The sequence below is a fragment of the Kosakonia sp. H02 genome (assembly GCA_030704225.1).
Taxonomy (GTDB): Bacteria; Pseudomonadota; Gammaproteobacteria; order Enterobacterales; family Enterobacteriaceae; genus Kosakonia.
The window spans coordinates 3745645-3763253 of the sequence record CP131915.1; the positions used below are offsets into that span (position 1 = coordinate 3745645).

Annotated in this window: 20 protein-coding genes; 14 read left to right on the top strand and 6 right to left on the bottom strand. The window is 54.5% G+C overall.

Annotation, left to right across the window (positions count from 1 at the left end; all coding sequences use genetic code 11):
- Positions 1-9: 9 nt before the first annotated feature.
- Genes Q5705_17560 through Q5705_17575 form a run of 4 tightly spaced genes read right to left on the bottom strand, consistent with a single transcriptional unit; the run spans position 10 to position 2536 of the window.
- On the bottom strand, positions 10-738 hold the full coding sequence (locus Q5705_17560) for an amino acid ABC transporter ATP-binding protein (protein ID WLI76369.1): 729 nt from the start codon (positions 736-738) through the stop codon (positions 10-12).
- A complete protein-coding gene (locus tag Q5705_17565; protein ID WLI76370.1) occupies positions 719-1375 on the bottom strand; it encodes an amino acid ABC transporter permease in 657 nt (218 codons plus the stop codon). Before Q5705_17565 ends, Q5705_17560 begins: the two co-directional genes overlap by 20 nt.
- A gap of 2 nt (positions 1376-1377) precedes the next feature.
- Entirely contained in the window at positions 1378-2046 is a 669-nt protein-coding gene (locus Q5705_17570) for an amino acid ABC transporter permease (protein ID WLI76371.1), read from the bottom strand.
- Positions 2024-2536 (bottom strand): RidA family protein, encoded by a 513-nt coding sequence (locus tag Q5705_17575; protein ID WLI76372.1) that lies wholly within the window; start codon positions 2534-2536, stop codon positions 2024-2026. Before Q5705_17575 ends, Q5705_17570 begins: the two co-directional genes overlap by 23 nt.
- Positions 2537-2856: 320 nt before the next feature.
- Here Q5705_17575 and Q5705_17580 point away from each other — a divergent pair, with 320 nt between their 5' ends.
- The 4 genes from Q5705_17580 (at position 2857) to Q5705_17595 (ending at position 7443) form a co-directional block, all read left to right on the top strand.
- Positions 2857-3591 carry a GntR family transcriptional regulator gene (locus Q5705_17580; GenBank protein ID WLI76373.1) on the top strand — a complete coding sequence of 245 codons (735 nt, stop codon included), beginning with the start codon at positions 2857-2859 and terminating at the stop codon, positions 3589-3591.
- 47 nt (positions 3592-3638) lie between these two features.
- Positions 3639-4163, top strand: coding sequence for a rhodanese family protein (locus Q5705_17585; protein WLI76374.1), 525 nt, complete (start codon positions 3639-3641; stop codon positions 4161-4163).
- Positions 4164-4230: 67 nt separating this feature from the next.
- Positions 4231-5646 (top strand): DNA cytosine methyltransferase, encoded by a 1416-nt coding sequence (locus tag Q5705_17590; GenBank protein WLI76375.1) that lies wholly within the window; start codon positions 4231-4233, stop codon positions 5644-5646.
- Between the two features lie 132 nt (positions 5647-5778).
- Complete coding sequence (locus Q5705_17595) at positions 5779-7443, top strand: methyl-accepting chemotaxis protein (protein ID WLI76376.1); 1665 nt, start codon at positions 5779-5781, stop codon at positions 7441-7443.
- Positions 7444-7512: 69 nt separating this feature from the next.
- On the opposite strand, the gene Q5705_17600 is transcribed toward Q5705_17595, so the two are convergent.
- Positions 7513-7671 carry a YqaE/Pmp3 family membrane protein gene (locus tag Q5705_17600; GenBank protein WLI76377.1) on the bottom strand — a complete coding sequence of 53 codons (159 nt, stop codon included), beginning with the start codon at positions 7669-7671 and terminating at the stop codon, positions 7513-7515.
- Positions 7672-7851: 180 nt separating this feature from the next.
- On the opposite strand from Q5705_17600, the gene Q5705_17605 reads away from it, so the two are divergent.
- Both Q5705_17605 and alaE read left to right on the top strand, forming a co-directional pair.
- Positions 7852-8031, top strand: a complete 180-nt coding sequence (locus Q5705_17605; GenBank protein WLI76378.1) for a hypothetical protein — start codon at positions 7852-7854, stop codon at positions 8029-8031.
- A 432-nt stretch (positions 8032-8463) separates the two neighbouring features.
- Positions 8464-8913 carry an L-alanine exporter AlaE gene (alaE, locus tag Q5705_17610; protein ID WLI76379.1) on the top strand — a complete coding sequence of 150 codons (450 nt, stop codon included), beginning with the start codon at positions 8464-8466 and terminating at the stop codon, positions 8911-8913.
- 16 nt (positions 8914-8929) lie between these two features.
- On the opposite strand, the gene Q5705_17615 is transcribed toward alaE, so the two are convergent.
- Entirely contained in the window at positions 8930-9274 is a 345-nt protein-coding gene (locus Q5705_17615) for a DUF2002 family protein (protein WLI76380.1), read from the bottom strand.
- Positions 9275-9436: 162 nt separating this feature from the next.
- Here Q5705_17615 and Q5705_17620 point away from each other — a divergent pair, with 162 nt between their 5' ends.
- From Q5705_17620 to proX, 8 genes are all read left to right on the top strand, one after another.
- Positions 9437-9763 (top strand): DUF883 domain-containing protein, encoded by a 327-nt coding sequence (locus Q5705_17620; protein ID WLI76381.1) that lies wholly within the window; start codon positions 9437-9439, stop codon positions 9761-9763.
- A gap of 264 nt (positions 9764-10027) precedes the next feature.
- Entirely contained in the window at positions 10028-10273 is a 246-nt protein-coding gene (nrdH, locus tag Q5705_17625) for a glutaredoxin-like protein NrdH (GenBank protein WLI76382.1), read from the top strand.
- A complete protein-coding gene (nrdI, locus tag Q5705_17630) occupies positions 10270-10680 on the top strand; it encodes a class Ib ribonucleoside-diphosphate reductase assembly flavoprotein NrdI (GenBank protein ID WLI76383.1) in 411 nt (136 codons plus the stop codon). The genes nrdH and nrdI overlap by 4 nt, the downstream gene beginning before the upstream one ends.
- Positions 10653-12797, top strand: a complete 2145-nt coding sequence (nrdE, locus tag Q5705_17635; GenBank protein WLI76384.1) for a class 1b ribonucleoside-diphosphate reductase subunit alpha — start codon at positions 10653-10655, stop codon at positions 12795-12797. The genes nrdI and nrdE overlap by 28 nt, the downstream gene beginning before the upstream one ends.
- A gap of 10 nt (positions 12798-12807) precedes the next feature.
- A complete protein-coding gene (nrdF, locus tag Q5705_17640) occupies positions 12808-13770 on the top strand; it encodes a class 1b ribonucleoside-diphosphate reductase subunit beta (GenBank protein ID WLI76385.1) in 963 nt (320 codons plus the stop codon).
- A gap of 377 nt (positions 13771-14147) precedes the next feature.
- Positions 14148-15350, top strand: a complete 1203-nt coding sequence (proV, locus tag Q5705_17645) for a glycine betaine/L-proline ABC transporter ATP-binding protein ProV (GenBank protein ID WLI76386.1) — start codon at positions 14148-14150, stop codon at positions 15348-15350.
- On the top strand, positions 15343-16410 hold the full coding sequence (proW, locus tag Q5705_17650) for a glycine betaine/L-proline ABC transporter permease ProW (protein WLI76387.1): 1068 nt from the start codon (positions 15343-15345) through the stop codon (positions 16408-16410). The genes proV and proW overlap by 8 nt, the downstream gene beginning before the upstream one ends.
- Positions 16411-16473: 63 nt before the next feature.
- A complete protein-coding gene (gene proX, locus Q5705_17655; protein ID WLI76388.1) occupies positions 16474-17475 on the top strand; it encodes a glycine betaine/L-proline ABC transporter substrate-binding protein ProX in 1002 nt (333 codons plus the stop codon).
- Positions 17476-17609: the final 134 nt, after the last annotated feature.

Sequence of the window (17609 nt, forward strand, 5' to 3'; positions counted from 1 at the left end):
CCGGTGTTATCAGGCTGGGGTTTGAATAAATCGTTGTAATTCTGCGGTGCGCGGCGCACCAAAAATCTCGGCCGGCGGCCCGCTTTCCCAGACTTCGCCCTGGTGCATAAAGACGACGTTACTGGAAACTTTGCGGGCGAAAGCCATTTCATGGGTGACGGCAATCATCGTCATTCCCTGACTGGCTAAATCTTCCATTACGCGCAGCACTTCGCCGACCAGTTCAGGGTCGAGCGCTGAGGTAGCTTCATCAAACAGCATCACTTCCGGCGACATCGCCAGCGCGCGGGCAATCGCCACACGTTGCTGCTGACCGCCGGAAAGGGAGGAGGGAAAAGCGTCGCACTTTTGCCCAAGCCCGACCTGCTCCAGTAACCGTTTTGCCATTGCCGGGGCATCGGCTTTGCTGATCCGCCGCGTCAGGATGGGTGCCAGCGTGACGTTTTCAGCCGCTGTTAAATGGGGGAAAAGGTTAAAGCTCTGGAACACCATGCCGACGTTCTGCCGCAGTTTTTGCAGCTCGGCAGGCGTTCCGCCGACCGGTAAACCGCCGACGTGGATGGTGCCGCTATCGGGCTTTTCCAGCCCGTTAATACAGCGCAGCAGCGTGCTTTTGCCGGAGCCGCTCTTGCCAATAATCGACACGATGTCGCCGCGCTCGATGGTGGCGTTAATGCCGCGCAGCACTTCGTTGTGGCCAAAACTTTTCTTCAGGGAATTAATAACGACCAGCGCCATGGAATCGGGCCTCCAGTTGTAATGAGAGTCGTGCCAGCGGGAAACAGAGCGCGAAATAGCACAGCGCCACCAGCAGGTAGATAACCAACGGCTGTAACGTTGAGCCGCTGACGATTTGCCCGGAGCGTGTCAGCTCGACAAAGCCCACCAGCGCCGCCAGCGAGGTGTTTTTAATCAGTTGCACCGAGAAACCGACCGTAGGCGGCAGCGCCAGGCGAAACGCCTGCGGCCAGATGACATTGCGCAGCATCTGCCCGCGAGTGATGCCCAGCGACAGCGACGCTTCCCACTGCCCTTTTGGCACTGCGGCAATGCTGCCGCGCCAGATTTCACCGAGAAATGCGCCCGCAGACAGGGAAAACGCCGTCAGCGCGGCCATGAAAGAACTGACTTCCACGCCGGTGAGCATCGGCACGCCGAAGAAGAGTAAAAACAGCAAACCGAGCAGCGGAATGCCCTGAATCAGTTCGACATAGCACCAGGCGACGGTACGGATCCAGCGCTGATGCGACGAGCGGGCGGTGGCAATCAGCAGACCAATGACCGCGCCGCAGGCAAAGGTGCTGAGCGCGAGGATCAACGTCCAGCGCAGGGCGCTGATAATCATCCACAGATCGCTAAGAGAAATACCGCGCATGCTTACCTCCGTTCCTGAAAGCGATACCAGACTAAGCGCAGCACGACTTTCATCAGGCTGACGGCAAAGAAGTAGAGGCCGCAAATCAGCAGGTAGATTTCGAAACTGCGAAAGGTGCGTGATTCAACAAAGCTGCCGTTATGGAAGATCTCTTCCACGCCAATTTGCGAAATCAGGCTGGTGCCAATCAGGGTCAGGACCATCTGGCTTGCCAGCGCCGGAAAGACGTTTTGCATCGCCGGGAGGGTCAGAACGTGGGTGATTATCTGGCGACGCGACAGCCCCAGCGCTTCCCCCGCTTCACTCAGACCGCGCGGCAATGAGATAAGCCCGGCGCGCAAAATTTCCGTCATATACGCCCCGCAGTAGAGCGACAGCGCAATGGTGCCCGCCACGGGTGGCGAGAGATGAACGCCGAGGCTTGGCAAGCCGAAATAGATTAAAAACAGTTGCACCAGCGAGGGCGTGTTACGAAAAAACTCAACGTAACAGCGCACGACGCGCTGCCAGCCCTTCGCGCCATAAAGCAATGTCAGGGCGCAAACCGCCCCGAGCGTCAGGCCAAAGAAGATGGACAGCACAGCATATATCGCCGTGCCCAACAGCCCTTCAGCTAAGACATTGGTGTAGGGTAATAAAGAAGAGAAATCAAAGAGGTAATCCATCTGCATTGGCCTCCAGTTCGAGGATCGCCTCAATCTCTACCGTCTGGTTCTGTGGTAGCGATCCGGCGCCGATCGCGGAACGGGCTCCCCGGCCAATCTGTTCGCCAAAGACCTGCACGAAGAGATCGGAGCAACCGTTAATAACCTGGGGATGGTGCTTAAAGCCTTCATCGGCATTGACCCAGCCCAGCAACTTGACCACGCTTTTTACGCGCCCTAAATCGCCGGTGGCCTGGCGGACAACCGCGAGCAAGTTAAGCCCGGTGATACGCGCGTGATAGTAGGCATCTTCGACGCTGACTTCGCGCCCAACTTTGCCGGTATGCAAATGGCCGCTTGCTTCCAGCGGCCCCTGGCCGGAGAGATAGAGCACGTTGCCGAAACGTCGCCAGGTGACAAAGTTCGCCACCGGTGCGGGAACCGGCGGTAGTTCAATGCCGAGATGGTGCAGATGATCCGCCAGACGGCAACTGGCGGTGTGAGCAGGTGTTGGCATGGGTGTGTTCATTTTTTCCCCGTCGTCTCTTTTTTCGGCATTATGACCATGCTGGTTTTTATTGGTCAACCATAATGGTTAACCAATAAGAGATCTGTATGGCAAAGTTGCAAAAAAGTTAAAAACGACAGAGAGCGCAGCTTAACAGCAAATTGTTGGCGCATGAGAAATAAGTAAGTGCTCTGGTTCGCATAAATTGCGTACAGCTAGCTGCAAACGATGCTCGCCGTCGTGATTTTCTCAGGATATAATTCACGCCCGCGGGCCAGATTGGTCAGCCAATAAGGGATATTTCTGCGCACGGTATCAGGAGCCGCCAGATGAACGAGACTGATGACATTACCCAGCGAATTGTCGGACATGACAAAACCGCCGCTGTTAGCGTTTATCGCGCCATTATGCGCGCCATTAACGACGGCGATTTAAAAGCAGGCGATAAGTTGCCCAACGAGCGCGAACTGGCGCGGCGCTTTGAGACTTCCCGCAGTACCATTCGTAACGTACTGGCGATGATGTCAACGCAGGGGCTGGTCACGCGCAAAGTGGGAAGTGGCTCTTACCTTTCTGACAATTTGCAGCAACATCTTGTTGATACCGATCGTCCGGTCGCTGCCTGGCATAAAGAGGTGCCGACCTACAGTGAGATCCTTGAAGGCCGTCTGCTGTTTGAACCGATGATGATGACGCTGGTTGCCAGCCGCGCCACTCGCGAAGATTTCGCTACCATGCGCCATCACTTACAAGGCATCCGCGAAGCACAAGAGTGGCTGCTCTATAAAGAGCATATTTACGCCGTTCACCAGGCGATGTTCGCCGCCACCCGCAACCGCTTTCTGATCCAGATTTTCGATAATGTCATCGCCGACCGCCGCGCGGTGCAGTACGACGGCCAGCATTCGTTGCACTCTGCCGTCAGTGAAATTGTGCGCGAGCAGACCCTGCGTGAGTTAACGCCGCTGGTTGACGCGCTGGAAGCCCGCGATGGCAAACTCGCGCAAAAACGTGCCGATGACTATTTCACCCGCATTCTGGCATCACTGAGCGTTTACGGCTGATACCATCGTCACTACACTTGAAGGCATCGACTGCCCGGAGATATGAAATGGATGACAAGACAGTGAGCCCGCAAGACGCACGGGCGCAACAGCAAAACGGGGCGATGATTATTGATATTCGCCAGCCCGATGAATTTCGCCGCGAACATCTGCCCGATGCGATGTCCCTGCCCCTGGATGAGCTGCTGGCGGGTAAAACGGTGAACCCCACTTCCCCCAAGCAAACGGTGATTTTTCACTGCCAGTCCGGTATGCGCACGCAACAAAACGTTGAGACACTGATTCGGGCGGCGGCACCTGCGCACGTCGTATTGCTTGAAGGCGGGCTGACTAACTGGAAGCGCGCCGGGTTGCCCACGGTGCAGGATAAACGCCAGCCGCGCCCGCTGATGCAACAAGTGCAAATCGTGGCGGGCAGCCTGATTCTTCTTGGCGTCGTGCTCGGTTACACCCTCTCGCCCGCGTTTTTCCTGCTGAGCGGGTTTGTTGGTGCGGGGCTTTTATTCGCCGGGCTAAGCGGCTGGTGCGGCATGGCATTGCTGCTGGCAAAAATGCCGTGGAACCGGCCGTAATTGTTTGGCGTTTCTCCTCTGGGTCAAATGAGTGATATATTTCTGCCCTCAAACCCAAGGAGACGCCATGGCGGAATTTGATTCACTCGCGCAGGATCTGCTGGTACAGGCAGAAACTGAGCAGCAGCAGGCACGGGACCGGGCATTACTGAACCAGGTAGTGGAAATCTACGGTCAAAAGTACGTGGCGGAGCAGCTAAAAAAAGCGGGCAAGTCCGAGTGGAGCCGCGAAGCGCTCAACCGTTGGGTGAATGGCAAAGCCGCAGCGAAAATCCTTACCGCCGCCGAAGAAGCGCTGCTGCGCGGGCTGTTACCCTCCCCGCCTGCGCACCATCCTGACTATCGTTTTCGTTTTATCGATCTTTTCGCCGGTATCGGCGGCATTCGCAGCGGTTTTGAAGCCATTGGCGGGCAGTGCGTATTTACCAGCGAATGGAACAAAAACGCGGTGCGCACCTACAAAGCCAACTGGTACAACGACAGCGCCGCACACACCTTTAATCAGGATATCCGCGAAGTGACCCTGAGCGGCAATCCGCACATTTCTGAAGCCGACGCTTACGCGCATATTACAGAGCACATCCCCGAGCATGATGTGCTGCTGGCGGGCTTCCCCTGTCAGCCGTTTAGCCTTGCCGGGGTGAGCAAGAAGAATGCGCTTGGCCGCGCGCATGGTTTTGAATGTGAAGCCCAGGGCACACTGTTTTTCGACGTTGCGCGCATTATCAAAGCCCGCCGCCCGGCGATTTTCGTGCTGGAAAACGTTAAGAACCTCAAAAGCCACGATAAAGGCAAAACCTTCAGCGTGATCATGAATACGCTGGATGAGCTGGGCTACGACGTGGCCGATGCCGATGCGTCCGGCAAAGATGATCCGAAAATTATCGACGGTAAACACTTCCTGCCGCAGCATCGCGAACGCATTGTGCTGGTCGGTTTTCGTCGCGATCTTAATCTCGCCGACGGCTTTACCCTGCGCGATATCAGCAAGCTTTACCCTACGCAGCGGCCTGCGTTTGGCGAACTGCTGGAACCCACCGTCGACAGCAAATATGTGCTGTCACATAAGTTGTGGGATTACCTCTATCGCTATGCGAAAAAACATGCCGCCAAAGGCAACGGCTTCGGCTTCGGGCTGGTCGATCCCCTGCATGCCGGGAGCGTGGCCCGCACCCTTTCTGCGCGTTATCACAAAGACGGTTCTGAGATCCTTATCGATCGCGGCTGGGATAAAGCGCTGGGGGAAGCGGATTTCGCCAATGCGGAAAACCAGGCGCGTCGTCCGCGTCGCCTGACGCCGCGCGAGTGCGCGCGCCTGATGGGCTTTGAAAAAGTGGGCGAAAAACCGTTCCGCATTCCGGTTTCCGATACACAGGCTTACCGCCAGTTCGGCAACTCGGTCGTGGTGCCGGTCTTTGCCGCCGTGGCAAAACTGCTGGAGCCGCGTATTGCGCTGGCGGTCAAACGGCGCAACAAAAAATAACACCCTTCCCGGCGTATAACGCGCCGGGCGCTTTCTTAAGCATGAATAAATTGTTTAAAAAGTGATCATAAAGTTAATTACGTCCGGGTCGATATTAATTGAGCAATCCCGACTCTCTCACGGACTCTGACCATGCTCAAAAACATACGTGTTATTACCGGCATCATTATCGCGCTTTCGGTATTTTGTCTTCTTCAACTGGTCACCGGGGGACTGTTCTACTCGGCGGTTAACAACGACCGGGTCAATTTCCAGAACACCGTCGTACTCAACGCCCAGCAAGAAAACCTTGGCGACAGCGTTAATACGCTGATCAAAACCCGTGTCACCGTGACCCGCGTGGCGATCCGCTTTTTGAAAAACCAGCGCGATCCGGCTTCCCTTGCCAGTATCGAAAAACTCCTCACCACCGCTACCGAGTCGCTCGGCAAGTCTGAAGGTTATTTCAACAACTACAAAAGCACCCCGCGCGTTGCTGGCCAGGACAGTGCGTTAGCCGACGATGTGGTGCAAAACATCAATAAAATGCATGACGTGTTGCAGCAGTCGATCGCCTTCCTGCGGGCCAACAACTACGAAGCCTATGGCAACCTGGATGCGCAGCAGGCGCAGGACGATATGGATGCCAGCTACACGAAATGGCGGACAGAAAACAACACCTTCCTGCAAGCTGCCGCGCAGCAAAACCAGAGTAGTTTTACCAGTATGCAGTGGACGCTGGGGGTGATCTTGCTGGTGGTGATTGCGGTGATGGTCATTATCTGGCTTGGCCTGCAACATCTATTGCTCAGACCGCTGCACAGCGTAATGGGGCATATTCGCGCCATCGCCGGGGGCGATCTGACGCAGCCTGTTTCCGCTGATGGCCGCAACGAGATGAGCCAACTGGCGGCAGGTTTGCACGAGATGCAATTGTCGCTGGTCAAAACCGTCAGTTCAGTGCGTAACAGTTCGGATTCGATTTACACCGGCGCGAGCGAAATCTCCACCGGCAACAATGATCTCTCTTCCCGCACCGAGCAGCAGGCCGCGTCGCTGGAAGAGACTGCCGCCAGCATGGAACAACTGACCGCTACGGTGAAACAGAACACCGACAACGCGCGTCAGGCATCACAACTGGCGAAAACCGCGTCAGACACCGCCGCGCGTGGGGGTCAGGTGGTCAGTAATGTGGTGCGCACGATGAGCGAGATTTCCGACAGCTCGCAGCAAATTGCCCACATTACCAGCGTGATTGACGGTATCGCTTTCCAGACCAATATCCTGGCGCTGAACGCCGCCGTAGAAGCCGCGCGCGCAGGCGAACAGGGCCGGGGTTTTGCCGTGGTGGCCGGAGAAGTGCGCACGCTGGCAAGCCGCAGCGCGCAGGCGGCGAAAGAGATTAAAACCCTTATCGATAACTCGGTTAACCGCGTGAATTCCGGTTCGACGCTGGTCGCGGAAGCGGGCGATACGATGAAAGAGATCGTCAACGCCGTCACCCGCGTGACGGATATTATGGGGGAAATTGCCTCGGCATCTGATGAGCAGAGCAAAGGCATTGAGCAGGTGAGCCTGGCGGTGTCGCAGATGGATAGCGTCACCCAGCAGAACGCCTCGCTGGTGCAGGAATCTGCCGCGGCCTCTGCCGCGCTCGAAGAGCAAGCGGAGCAGTTGCGCCAGGCTGTCGCCGTGTTTCGTGTGAACGGGCACAGCGCCACGCTGAGTGCCAAACCCGGCAAACCCAGCGCCGCGCCACTGCGACCAGTTGCCGCTGTAACGCAAAGCCGCAGCGACAGCAACTGGGAAACGTTCTGACCGCAACAAAAACAACCCGCGCGATGAAACTTAGTCGCGCGGGTTATCGATGAGCGGGGTTAAGGGAGGTTAATCGCGGGTTTGTACCCAAAAGGCATGGATCAGGCCAGGAATGTAGCCCAGCAACGTGAGCAGGATGTTAATAATAAACGCCCAGCCGAAGCCTTTGCCGAGCAGCACACCCAGCGGCGGAAGAATAATCGTGATAACAACACGCCAGAAACCCATATAGCCTCCTATGCAAGTCAATTCCAGGTGATTGAAAATTGAGACAATCTCCTTAAGCGTAGCCGCTCTGCGCGCGACTGCCACCTTCACATTGTCTGTTTTACCCTGTTTTACGCTGTACCCTGTTCGGGGTTCAGGCTATGTTTACATTCACAAGCTCGTTACAAAAGGAGAGAAGCAATGTTTTCTGTTGGCGATATCGTTCAGCCCCGCATCGGCGGCCCGAAACTGAAAGTGCTGGAAGTGCATGAGGATCAAATCGTCGCGGTTCCGACCTATGACGAACAGGCAGAGAAGATAACCCTCAAGGCCGAAGATGTGGCGCTGTATAAAGAAGACGGCGACTTTGGTGTCTGCTGATCGACTGCGGTGAGAGCACTCTCACCGCCATGATGCGTAGTCATTCAATAAATATGCATAATCACCAATTACGCATATCAGCATCTCATCCTGCAAAACGGGCCTGATCAGCATAAAAAGTGCTGTTGCTTATTTTATCAGCGCAACGGAAGCATAGCGCGCTGAAACGCCTCCTCGTCCCTCTCCTGTGCCGCTGCATGGTTTCTCACCTTTCACTTAATCCATTGATATTTAAAATATTTTACCGCAAGCCCAACAAAAATAATGAAATAGTGAAAAAGCAAGCTATCGCAGAGGAGTTTCTCCAACAAAGAAAAGAAAATAAAAATTTATCGCTAGTTGTGAGTTTCAAACCAGATAGATACTCTAGTCGCATATATCCAGCCGTTTCAAAACGCTAAAGCCCGTTCGTTTTTTATCAAGGAGCACCACATGTTCTCTTCGCAGTCTCGCCTGCGTCACGCCGCTGCGGACACCTTCGCCATGGTCGTCTATTGTTCGGTAGTGAACATGTTGATTGAAATATTCCTCTCAGGAATGAGCTTCGAGCAGTCACTTTCATCGCGCCTGGTGGCGATCCCGGTCAACATTATTATTGCCTGGCCTTATGGGATGTATCGCGATCTGTTTATGCGTCGGCTAAGCCGTATTAGCCCGTCGGGCTGGATGAAAAATCTGGCAGATGTGCTGGCTTATGTGACGTTCCAGTCACCGGTGTATGTCGCCATTTTGTGGACGGTAGGCGCGGACTGGCACCAGATTGTCGCGGCGGTCAGCTCGAATATCGTGCTGTCGATGATGATGGGTGCGGTGTACGGCTATTTTCTTGATTACTGCCGCCGCTTGTTTCGGGTCAGCAATTACCACCAGGCCAAAGCCTGATGGCCGCAATCGATCATTAATGCTGTTCGCCAAATAATCCTTTAATAAACCGCTCCAGCGCCATGCGCGAGCTGAAACCGTGCGGGATACCGTAATGTTCCTGCGCCTGGCCGCCCAGATAGAGCGGGAAGTTCTGGTAGTGATCGCACATCTTGATGTCCGAGGCGGGATCCGCAAGCGATGAACTGCGTTCTTTTAACGTAGGGTGAATGACCAGTGCGGTGCGGCCCATGCGCGCTTCGCGATTGACATACACATAATTCTCGCCACGGCGATAGCCATAGGTTTTTGGCGTCGCCACATCCATGGTAAATCCTACATTTTCCAGAACGCGTGCCACTTCATCGGGTCTTAAGTACATAGATTTTCCTCGTCATCTCTCAACAGCTTCGCCACCTTACAGTACTGAGCATGGTCAGTGACTCAGAAAATTCCACAAAGGGACGTGAAAGACGTGATTGCCGTCTGGCCGTGAAAATTATGGTCTACGCTTAAAAACACACCAAAAACAAGGGAGGCTTCTATGTTTAACAGACCGAACCGCCGAGATGTCGATGAAGGTGTCGAGGATATCAATAATGATGTCAGCCAGTTAGCCGATAGTCTGGAAGCCGTGCTCAAATCCTGGGGCAGTGATGCGAAAGACGAAGCGGAAATCGCACGTCGTAAAGCGAAAGCGCTGCTGAAAGAGACCCGCGCGCGCATGAATGGCCGTAACCGCGTACAACAGGCCGCCCGCGATGCGGTTGGCTGCGCAGGCACCTTTGTGAAAGAGAAACCGTTGTGCAGTGTCGGTGCTGCCGCTGCGGTCGGGATCTTCCTCGGCGCGCTACTTAGCCTGCGTCGTTAATCGGTAAAAATACGTTCCAACCCCTGCGTGTCCTGTGGCGCGCAGGGGTTTTTCTTTGCCCTTCGCCCGCGTATCTGCGTATAAAATAGCGACAATTTGCCCTTACCCATTCTGCTTATTACCTGGGCATTGTCTATGCCATTTTCCTATATATTGTGTGGTTGAATCTTTTAATAACTACATCTAGTATTCACTTCAGTAGCAAACATCCTAACTGACGCGACTCTTCGCGCCGCCCTTTCATTTTAAACGGAAATACGAATTATGCGCATTACCATTTACACTCGAAATGATTGTGTTCAGTGCCACGCCACCAAACGGGCAATGGAAAACCGGGGTGTTGAATTTGAAATGGTGAACGTTGACCATGTGCCGCAAGCTGCCGATGAGCTTCGCGCGATGGGTTTTCGTCAGTTGCCCGTGGTGGTTGCCGGTGAGACAAAATGGTCCGGTTTCCGCCCGGATATGATCAACCGCTTGCCAGGCGCACCTCGCGTCGCCAGCGCATGAGCACCCTCGTCTACTTTTCCAGCAGCTCGGAAAACACCCGGCGCTTTATCACGCGCCTCGGGTTGCCCGCCGTGCGCATTCCGCTGAACGAGCGTGAGCGCATTCAAGTAGACGAACCTTATATTCTGGTGGTTCCCAGTTATGGCGGCGGCGGCACGGCAGGCGCTGTGCCGCGCCAGGTCATTCGCTTTTTAAACGATCCCCATAACCGCGCCTTAATTCGCGGCGTGATTGCCGCCGGTAACCGCAATTTCGGCGAAGCTTACGCGCGCGCTGGCGATGTGGTGTCGCAAAAATGCGCTGTGCCGTATTTGTATCGTTTTGAGCTGATGGGAACCCAGCAGGACATCGACAATGTGCGTAAAGGAGTGAGCGAATTTTGGCAACGACAACCGCAGAGCGCGTGATGCAAACCACGCCCGATTTCCATGCGCTGAATGCCATGTTGAATCTTTATGATAAAGACGGCCGCATTCAGTTTGAAAAAGACCATCAGGCGGTCGACGCCTTTATGGCTCACCACGTGCGCCCGAATACCGTCACGTTTAACAGCCAGGATGAGCGGCTGAACTGGCTGGTTGATGAAAATTATTACGATGAAAGCGTGCTGGCGCGTTATGACCGCGCGTTTGTGGTGGATTTAATTGCCCATGCGCACGCCCGCGGTTTTCGCTTCCAGACGTTCCTTGGCGCGTGGAAGTTCTACACCAGCTACACACTCAAAACCTTTGATGGCAAACGCTATCTGGAACATTTTGAAGATCGCGCCTGTATGGTGGCGCTGACGCTGGCACAGGGCGATACCGCACTCGCAGAGCAGCTAACGGAAGAGATTCTTTCCGGGCGCTTCCAGCCTGCGACACCGACTTTTCTGAACTGCGGTAAACAACAGCGCGGCGAACTGGTTTCCTGCTTCCTGCTGCGTATTGAAGACAATATGGAATCCATTGGCCGCGCGGTGAACTCGGCGTTGCAGCTCTCCAAACGCGGCGGCGGCGTGGCCTTTTTGCTCTCTAACCTGCGTGAAGCCGGTGCGCCAATCAAGCGCATTGAAAACCAGTCTTCCGGCGTGATCCCGGTAATGAAAATGCTGGAAGATGCGTTTTCTTATGCTAATCAGCTTGGCGCACGCCAGGGCGCAGGCGCGGTGTATTTGCATGCCCATCACCCGGATATTTTGCGTTTCCTCGATACCAAGCGTGAAAACGCCGACGAGAAAATCCGCATCAAAACCCTGTCGCTGGGCGTCGTCATTCCCGATGTCACCTTCCGTCTGGCAAAAGAAAATGCGCAGATGGCGCTATTTTCGCCTTACGACGTTGAACGCCTGTACGGTAAGCCGTTTGGTGATGTGGCGATTAGCGAGATGTACGAGCAACTGCTCGCCGACGATCGCGTGCGCAAAACGTATATCAACGCCCGTGATTTCTTCCAGACGCTGGCGGAGATCCAGTTCGAATCCGGTTATCCGTACATCATGTTTGAAGATACGGTGAACCGCGCCAACCCGATTGCCGGGCGCATTAATATGAGCAACCTGTGCTCGGAGATTTTGCAGGTTAACAGCGCCTCGACCTTTGATGAAAACCTGGATTATGCCGAAACCGGGCGCGATATCTCCTGTAACCTCGGTTCGCTGAATATCGCTCACACCATGGATTCACCGGACTTTGGTCGCACGGTAGAAACCGCGATCCGCGGCTTAACCGCGGTGTCGGATATGAGCCACATTCGCTCGGTGCCGTCGGTGGAAATCGGCAACGCCGCGTCGCATGCTATCGGCCTTGGGCAGATGAACCTGCACGGCTATCTGGCGCGGGAAGGCATCGCGTATGGCAGCCCGGAAGGGCTGGATTTCACCAACTTCTATTTCTACACCATCACCTGGCATGCGCTGCATACCTCAATGATGATCGCCCGTGAGCGCGGGCAGCAGTTTGCCGGTTTCCCGGCCTCGCGCTATGCCAGCGGTGAGTATTTCAACCAGTATCTGGAAAGTGACTGGCAACCGAAAACGCAGAAAGTCCGTGCGCTGTTTGAACGTGCCGGCATCACCATTCCCACGCGCGAAATGTGGCAGCAACTGCGCGAGGATGTGATGCGCTACGGCATCTATAACCAGAATTTACAGGCGGTTCCGCCGACCGGTTCTATTTCCTATATCAATCATGCGACCTCCAGCATTCACCCGATTGTGTCGAAGATTGAAATCCGCAAGGAAGGCAAAACCGGGCGCGTCTATTACCCGGCACCATTTATGACTAATGAGAACCTGGCGCTGTATGAAGATGCGTATGAAATCGGGCCGGAGAAAATCATAGATACCTACGCCGAAGCCACGCGCCATGTCGATCAGGGCCTGTCGCTGACGTTGTTCTTTAAAGACACCGCGACGACACGCGATATCAACAAAGCGCAGATTTACGCCTGGAAAAAAGGCATCAAGTCGCTGTATTACATCCGCCTGCGCCAGCTTGCGCTGGAAGGCACCGAGATCCAGGGCTGCGTGTCCTGCGCGTTGTAAGGAGAAAAGGATGAGCCCACTATCACGCGTCAGCGCGGTGAACTGGAACAAAATTCAGGACGATAAAGACCTGGAAGTGTGGAACCGGCTGACCAGTAACTTCTGGCTGCCGGAAAAAGTGCCGCTGTCGAACGATATTCCCGCCTGGCAGACCTTAAGCCCGGCGGAGCAGCAACTGACCATTCGCGTGTTTACCGGCCTGACGCTGCTCGACACTATTCAGAACACCGTTGGCGCGCCTGCGCTGATGGCGGATTCGCTGACGCCGCACGAAGAAGCGGTGTTATCGAATGTCAGTTTTATGGAAGCGGTACACGCCCGTTCGTACAGCTCGATTTTTTCGACGCTGTGCCAGAGCAAAGATGTTGATGCGGCTTACGCCTGGAGTGAGGAGAACAGCGCGTTGCAGCGTAAAGCGCAGATAATCCTGACCCATTACCGCGCCGATGAGCCGCTGAAAAAGAAAATCGCCAGCGTCTTTCTCGAGTCGTTCCTGTTCTATTCCGGCTTCTGGTTGCCGATGTACTGGTCGAGCCGCGGCAAACTGACCAACACCGCCGATTTGATTCGCCTGATTATTCGCGATGAAGCGGTGCACGGTTATTACATCGGCTATAAGTACCAGAAAGGATTAGAGAAAGTGAGTGCAGAAAAACGCGAAGCGCTAAAAGGCTTTGCGCTGGATCTGCTGATGGATCTCTACGATAACGAACTCACCTACACGGAAGATTTATACGCGAACAGCGGTTGGGTGGAGGATGTGAAAGCATTTCTCTGCTACAACGCCAACAAAGCGATGATGAACCTCGGTTATGACGCGCTGTTCCCGCCGGAAATGGCGGATGTTAACCCGGCTATTCTTTCCGCGCTGTCGCCAAACGCCGATGAAAACCACGACTTTTTCTCCGGTTCAGGCTCGTCGTATGTGATGGGCAAAGCGGTTGAAACCGAAGACGAAGACTGGAATTTCTGACTGCCCTCTCCTCTCCCGGCAGGGAGAGGAGTATTCCTCTGTTAAATAACCCGCTGCGTAAAAAGCTTTTGATTAATTTAATCATATTTGCGTAATTTCTCAGCACAATATTCCCACAGGATCTACACTGTAATTTCCCCGTCATTTTCATCTGAATCGGTACAATTCAGATGCGATCCCCCGATGAATTCAAAAAAAATATCACCCGGCGTTAGCCCTTATCTCATGGGAAATAGAGACGATTCTGCACCCGATAATTCCGCCAGGCCCGGCAATTGAGGGTTGTCTCAGAGTGAGAGTATGGTAGGGTATGACCAGTCAATTATTCTCACTGGGTAGCATATCGACATAATAAATAACAGGAACTCTTTTATTGCATGGCAATTAAATTAGAAGTTAAAAATCTATATAAAGTATTTGGCGAGCATCCGCAGCGAGCTTTCAAATATATTGAAAAAGGACTTTCGAAAGAAGAAATACTGGAAAAAACGGGTCTGTCGCTTGGCGTTAAAGACGCCAGTCTGGCCATTGAAGAAGGCGAGATATTTGTCATCATGGGGTTATCCGGTTCGGGTAAATCCACTATGGTACGCCTTCTCAATCGCCTGATTGAACCCACCCGCGGACAGGTGCTGATCGACGGCGTAGATATCGCCAAAATATCAGATGCCGAGTTGCGCGAGGTGCGCAGGAAAAAGATTGCGATGGTCTTCCAGTCATTTGCGCTGATGCCCCATATGACGGTGCTGGATAATACCGCATTCGGTATGGAATTAGCGGGCGTTCCGGCGCAGGCGCGCCAGGAAAAAGCGCTGGATGCGCTGCGCCAGGTGGGTCTGGAAAATTATGCTCACGGCTACCCGGATGAACTCTCCGGCGGCATGCGCCAGCGCGTGGGTCTGGCCCGCGCATTAGCCATCAATCCCGATATTTTATTAATGGATGAAGCCTTCTCGGCGCTCGATCCATTAATTCGTACGGAAATGCAGGATGAGCTGGTGAAGCTTCAGGCGAAACATCAGCGCACCGTAGTGTTTATTTCCCACGATCTGGATGAAGCGATGCGCATTGGCGACCGGATTGCCATTATGCAAAACGGCGAAGTGGTTCAGGTCGGCACGCCGGATGAGATTTTGAATAATCCGGCCAATGATTATGTGCGCACCTTCTTCCGCGGGGTGGATATCAGCCAGGTGTTCAGCGCGAAAGATATTGCGCGCCGCACACCGGTGGGATTGATTCGCAAGACGCCGGGTTTCGGCCCGCGTTCAGCGCTGAAAGTATTGCAGGATGAAGACCGTGAATATGGTTATGTGATTGAGCGCGGCAATAAATTTGTCGGCATTGTCTCCATCGACTCCCTGAAAGCGGCGTTAGGCCAAAACCTGGGTATCGATGCGGCGTTAATTGACTCTCCGCTCGCAGTCGATGCGGAAACGCCGCTTAGCGAGTTGCTCTCCCATGTTGGACAAGCGCCCTGTGCGGTGCCGGTAGTGGGTGAAGAACAACAGTACGTGGGCATCATTTCGAAACGAATGCTGCTGCAAGCTTTAGATCGCGAGGGGGCAAACAATGGCTGATCAAAATAATCCGTGGGATAGCGCACCGGCAACGGACAACGCGGCACAATCTGCCGATGCATGGGGCGGCGGCGGTTCTGCCGCACCGGCCGATAGCGGCGGCGCAGACTGGCTGCACAGCGCGCCAACACCGGCTCCCGAACATTTCAATATTATGGATCCGTTCCATAAGACGCTGATCCCGCTCGATAGCTGGGTGACGCAGGCGATCGACTGGGTGGTGATGCATTTCCGCCCGGTGTTCCAGGGGATCCGCATCCCGGTGGATTACATTCTTAGCGGCTTCCAGCAGTTGTTGTTGGGAATGCCGTCACCGGTGGCGATTATCGTCTTCTCACTGATTGCCTGGCAGATGAGCAGCGCCGGGATGGGCGTGGCGACGCTGGTATCGTTGATTGCGATTGGCGCGATTGGCGCCTGGTCGCAGGCAATGGTGACGCTGGCCCTGGTGCTGACGGCGCTACTGTTCTGCGTGGTGATCGGTTTGCCGATGGGCATCTGGCTGGCGCGAAGCCAGCGGGCGGCGAAAATTATTCGCCCGTTGCTGGATGCGATGCAGACCACGCCAGCGTTTGTTTACCTGGTGCCGATTGTGATGCTGTTTGGTATCGGCAATGTGCCAGGCGTGGTGGTGACGATTATCTTCGCCCTGCCGCCGGTGGTGCGCCTGACTATTCTTGGGATTAACCAGGTCCCGGCTGATTTGATTGAAGCGTCTCGCTCATTTGGTGCCAGCCCGCGCCAGATGTTGTTCAAAGTACAGTTACCGCTGGCCATGCCAACCATTATGGCGGGAATTAACCAGACGTTGATGCTTGCCCTCTCCATGGTAGTGATCGCCTCGATGATCGCCGTTGGTGGGCTTGGCCAGATGGTACTGCGCGGTATTGGCCGCCTTGATATGGGGCTTGCCACCGTTGGCGGCGTGGGGATCGTTATCCTCGCCATCATTCTCGACCGCCTGACCCAGGCTGTCGGTCGCGATTCCCGCAGCCGCGGTAATCGTCGCTGGTATCAAACCGGCCCGCTGGGTCTGCTGACCCGTCCATTCGCAAAATAATTCTGTTGCCCGGCGCACCCCGCGTCGGGCAAGAGTGTCCCACCTGAAAAATAAGGAACAACGATGCGACATAGCGTACTTTTTGCCACAGCGTTTGCCACCCTTGTCTCTACCAGCACGTTTGCAGCCGATGCAGATTTGCCAGGCAAAGGCATTACCGTAAAGCCTTTTCAAAGCACCATTGCGGAAGAAACCTTCCAGACCCTGCTGGTCAGCCGCGGCCTTGAAAAACTCGGTTATACAGTGAATAAACCCGACGAAGTGGATTACAACGTCGGTTACACCTCGCTTGCCGCAGGTGATGAGACCTTTACCGCCGTGAACTGGCAACCGCTGCATGACGATATGTATGCCGCCGCCGGTGGCGATAAGAAGTTCTACCGCGAAGGCACCTTTGTCACCGGTGCAGCGCAGGGTTACTTGATCGACAAAAAAACCGCCGATAAGTATCACATCACCAATATTGAGCAGTTAAAAGACCCGAAAATCGCCAAACTGTTCGACACCAATGGTGATGGCAAAGCCGACATGACCGGGTGTACACCAGGCTGGGGCTGTGAGGCGGTGATTAATCACCAAATCGACGCCTATGGGCTGGATAAAACCGTGGTACATAACCAGGGCAACTACGCAGCGATGATGGCGGATACCATTACCCGCTTTAAAGAAGGCAAACCGATCCTTTATTACACCTGGACGCCGTACTGGGTGAGCGATGTGCTGAAACCGGGTAAAGATGTGGTCTGGTTGCAGGTGCCGTTCTCGTCCCTGCCGGGTGAGCAGAAAGATATCGACACCAAACTGCCGAACGGAATGAACTATGGCTTCCCGGTAAACTCCATGCACATTGTGGCGAATAAAGCCTGGGCGGAGAAAAACCCGGCGGCGGCGAAGCTGTTCGCAGTGATGAAATTGCCGCTGGCGGATATTAATGCGCAGAACGCCATGATGCACGAAGGCAAAGCTTCGGAAGCGGATATTCAGGGCCACGTTGATGGCTGGATCAAAGCGCACCAACAGCAGTTTGACGGCTGGGTGAAAGAAGCGCTGGCCGCGCAGAAATAACGCCTTTTCCGCAATAAACGTATCAAAGCGCCATCGGGTTTCTGCCGGATGGCGCTTTTGTGTATCTCTCATGCCCGGGCATCCTGCACATACGACAACACATAATCACAATCAATTGGTTATGATGGGTTTCT

Bases quoted from the DNA above. Each gene is read 5' to 3' on its own strand.
- proV (WLI76386.1), top strand. From the start codon at position 14,148: ATGGCAATTAAATTAGAAGTTAAAAATCTATATAAAGTATTTGGCGAG.
- nrdI (WLI76383.1), top strand. From the start codon at position 10,270: ATGAGCACCCTCGTCTACTTTTCCAGCAGCTCGGAAAACACCCGGCGC.
- nrdF (WLI76385.1), top strand. From the start codon at position 12,808: ATGAGCCCACTATCACGCGTCAGCGCGGTGAACTGGAACAAAATTCAG.
- Q5705_17595 (WLI76376.1), top strand. From the start codon at position 5,779: ATGCTCAAAAACATACGTGTTATTACCGGCATCATTATCGCGCTTTCG.
- Q5705_17580 (WLI76373.1), top strand. From the start codon at position 2,857: ATGAACGAGACTGATGACATTACCCAGCGAATTGTCGGACATGACAAA.
- Q5705_17570 (WLI76371.1), bottom strand. From the start codon at position 2,046: ATGCAGATGGATTACCTCTTTGATTTCTCTTCTTTATTACCCTACACC.
- alaE (WLI76379.1), top strand. From the start codon at position 8,464: ATGTTCTCTTCGCAGTCTCGCCTGCGTCACGCCGCTGCGGACACCTTC.
- Q5705_17590 (WLI76375.1), top strand. From the start codon at position 4,231: ATGGCGGAATTTGATTCACTCGCGCAGGATCTGCTGGTACAGGCAGAA.
- proW (WLI76387.1), top strand. From the start codon at position 15,343: ATGGCTGATCAAAATAATCCGTGGGATAGCGCACCGGCAACGGACAAC.
- Q5705_17565 (WLI76370.1), bottom strand. From the start codon at position 1,375: ATGCGCGGTATTTCTCTTAGCGATCTGTGGATGATTATCAGCGCCCTG.
- Q5705_17605 (WLI76378.1), top strand. From the start codon at position 7,852: ATGTTTTCTGTTGGCGATATCGTTCAGCCCCGCATCGGCGGCCCGAAA.
- nrdH (WLI76382.1), top strand. From the start codon at position 10,028: ATGCGCATTACCATTTACACTCGAAATGATTGTGTTCAGTGCCACGCC.
- Q5705_17600 (WLI76377.1), bottom strand. From the start codon at position 7,671: ATGGGTTTCTGGCGTGTTGTTATCACGATTATTCTTCCGCCGCTGGGT.
- Q5705_17560 (WLI76369.1), bottom strand. From the start codon at position 738: ATGGCGCTGGTCGTTATTAATTCCCTGAAGAAAAGTTTTGGCCACAAC.
- Q5705_17575 (WLI76372.1), bottom strand. From the start codon at position 2,536: ATGCCAACACCTGCTCACACCGCCAGTTGCCGTCTGGCGGATCATCTG.
- Q5705_17620 (WLI76381.1), top strand. From the start codon at position 9,437: ATGTTTAACAGACCGAACCGCCGAGATGTCGATGAAGGTGTCGAGGAT.
- Q5705_17615 (WLI76380.1), bottom strand. From the start codon at position 9,274: ATGTACTTAAGACCCGATGAAGTGGCACGCGTTCTGGAAAATGTAGGA.
- proX (WLI76388.1), top strand. From the start codon at position 16,474: ATGCGACATAGCGTACTTTTTGCCACAGCGTTTGCCACCCTTGTCTCT.
- Q5705_17585 (WLI76374.1), top strand. From the start codon at position 3,639: ATGGATGACAAGACAGTGAGCCCGCAAGACGCACGGGCGCAACAGCAA.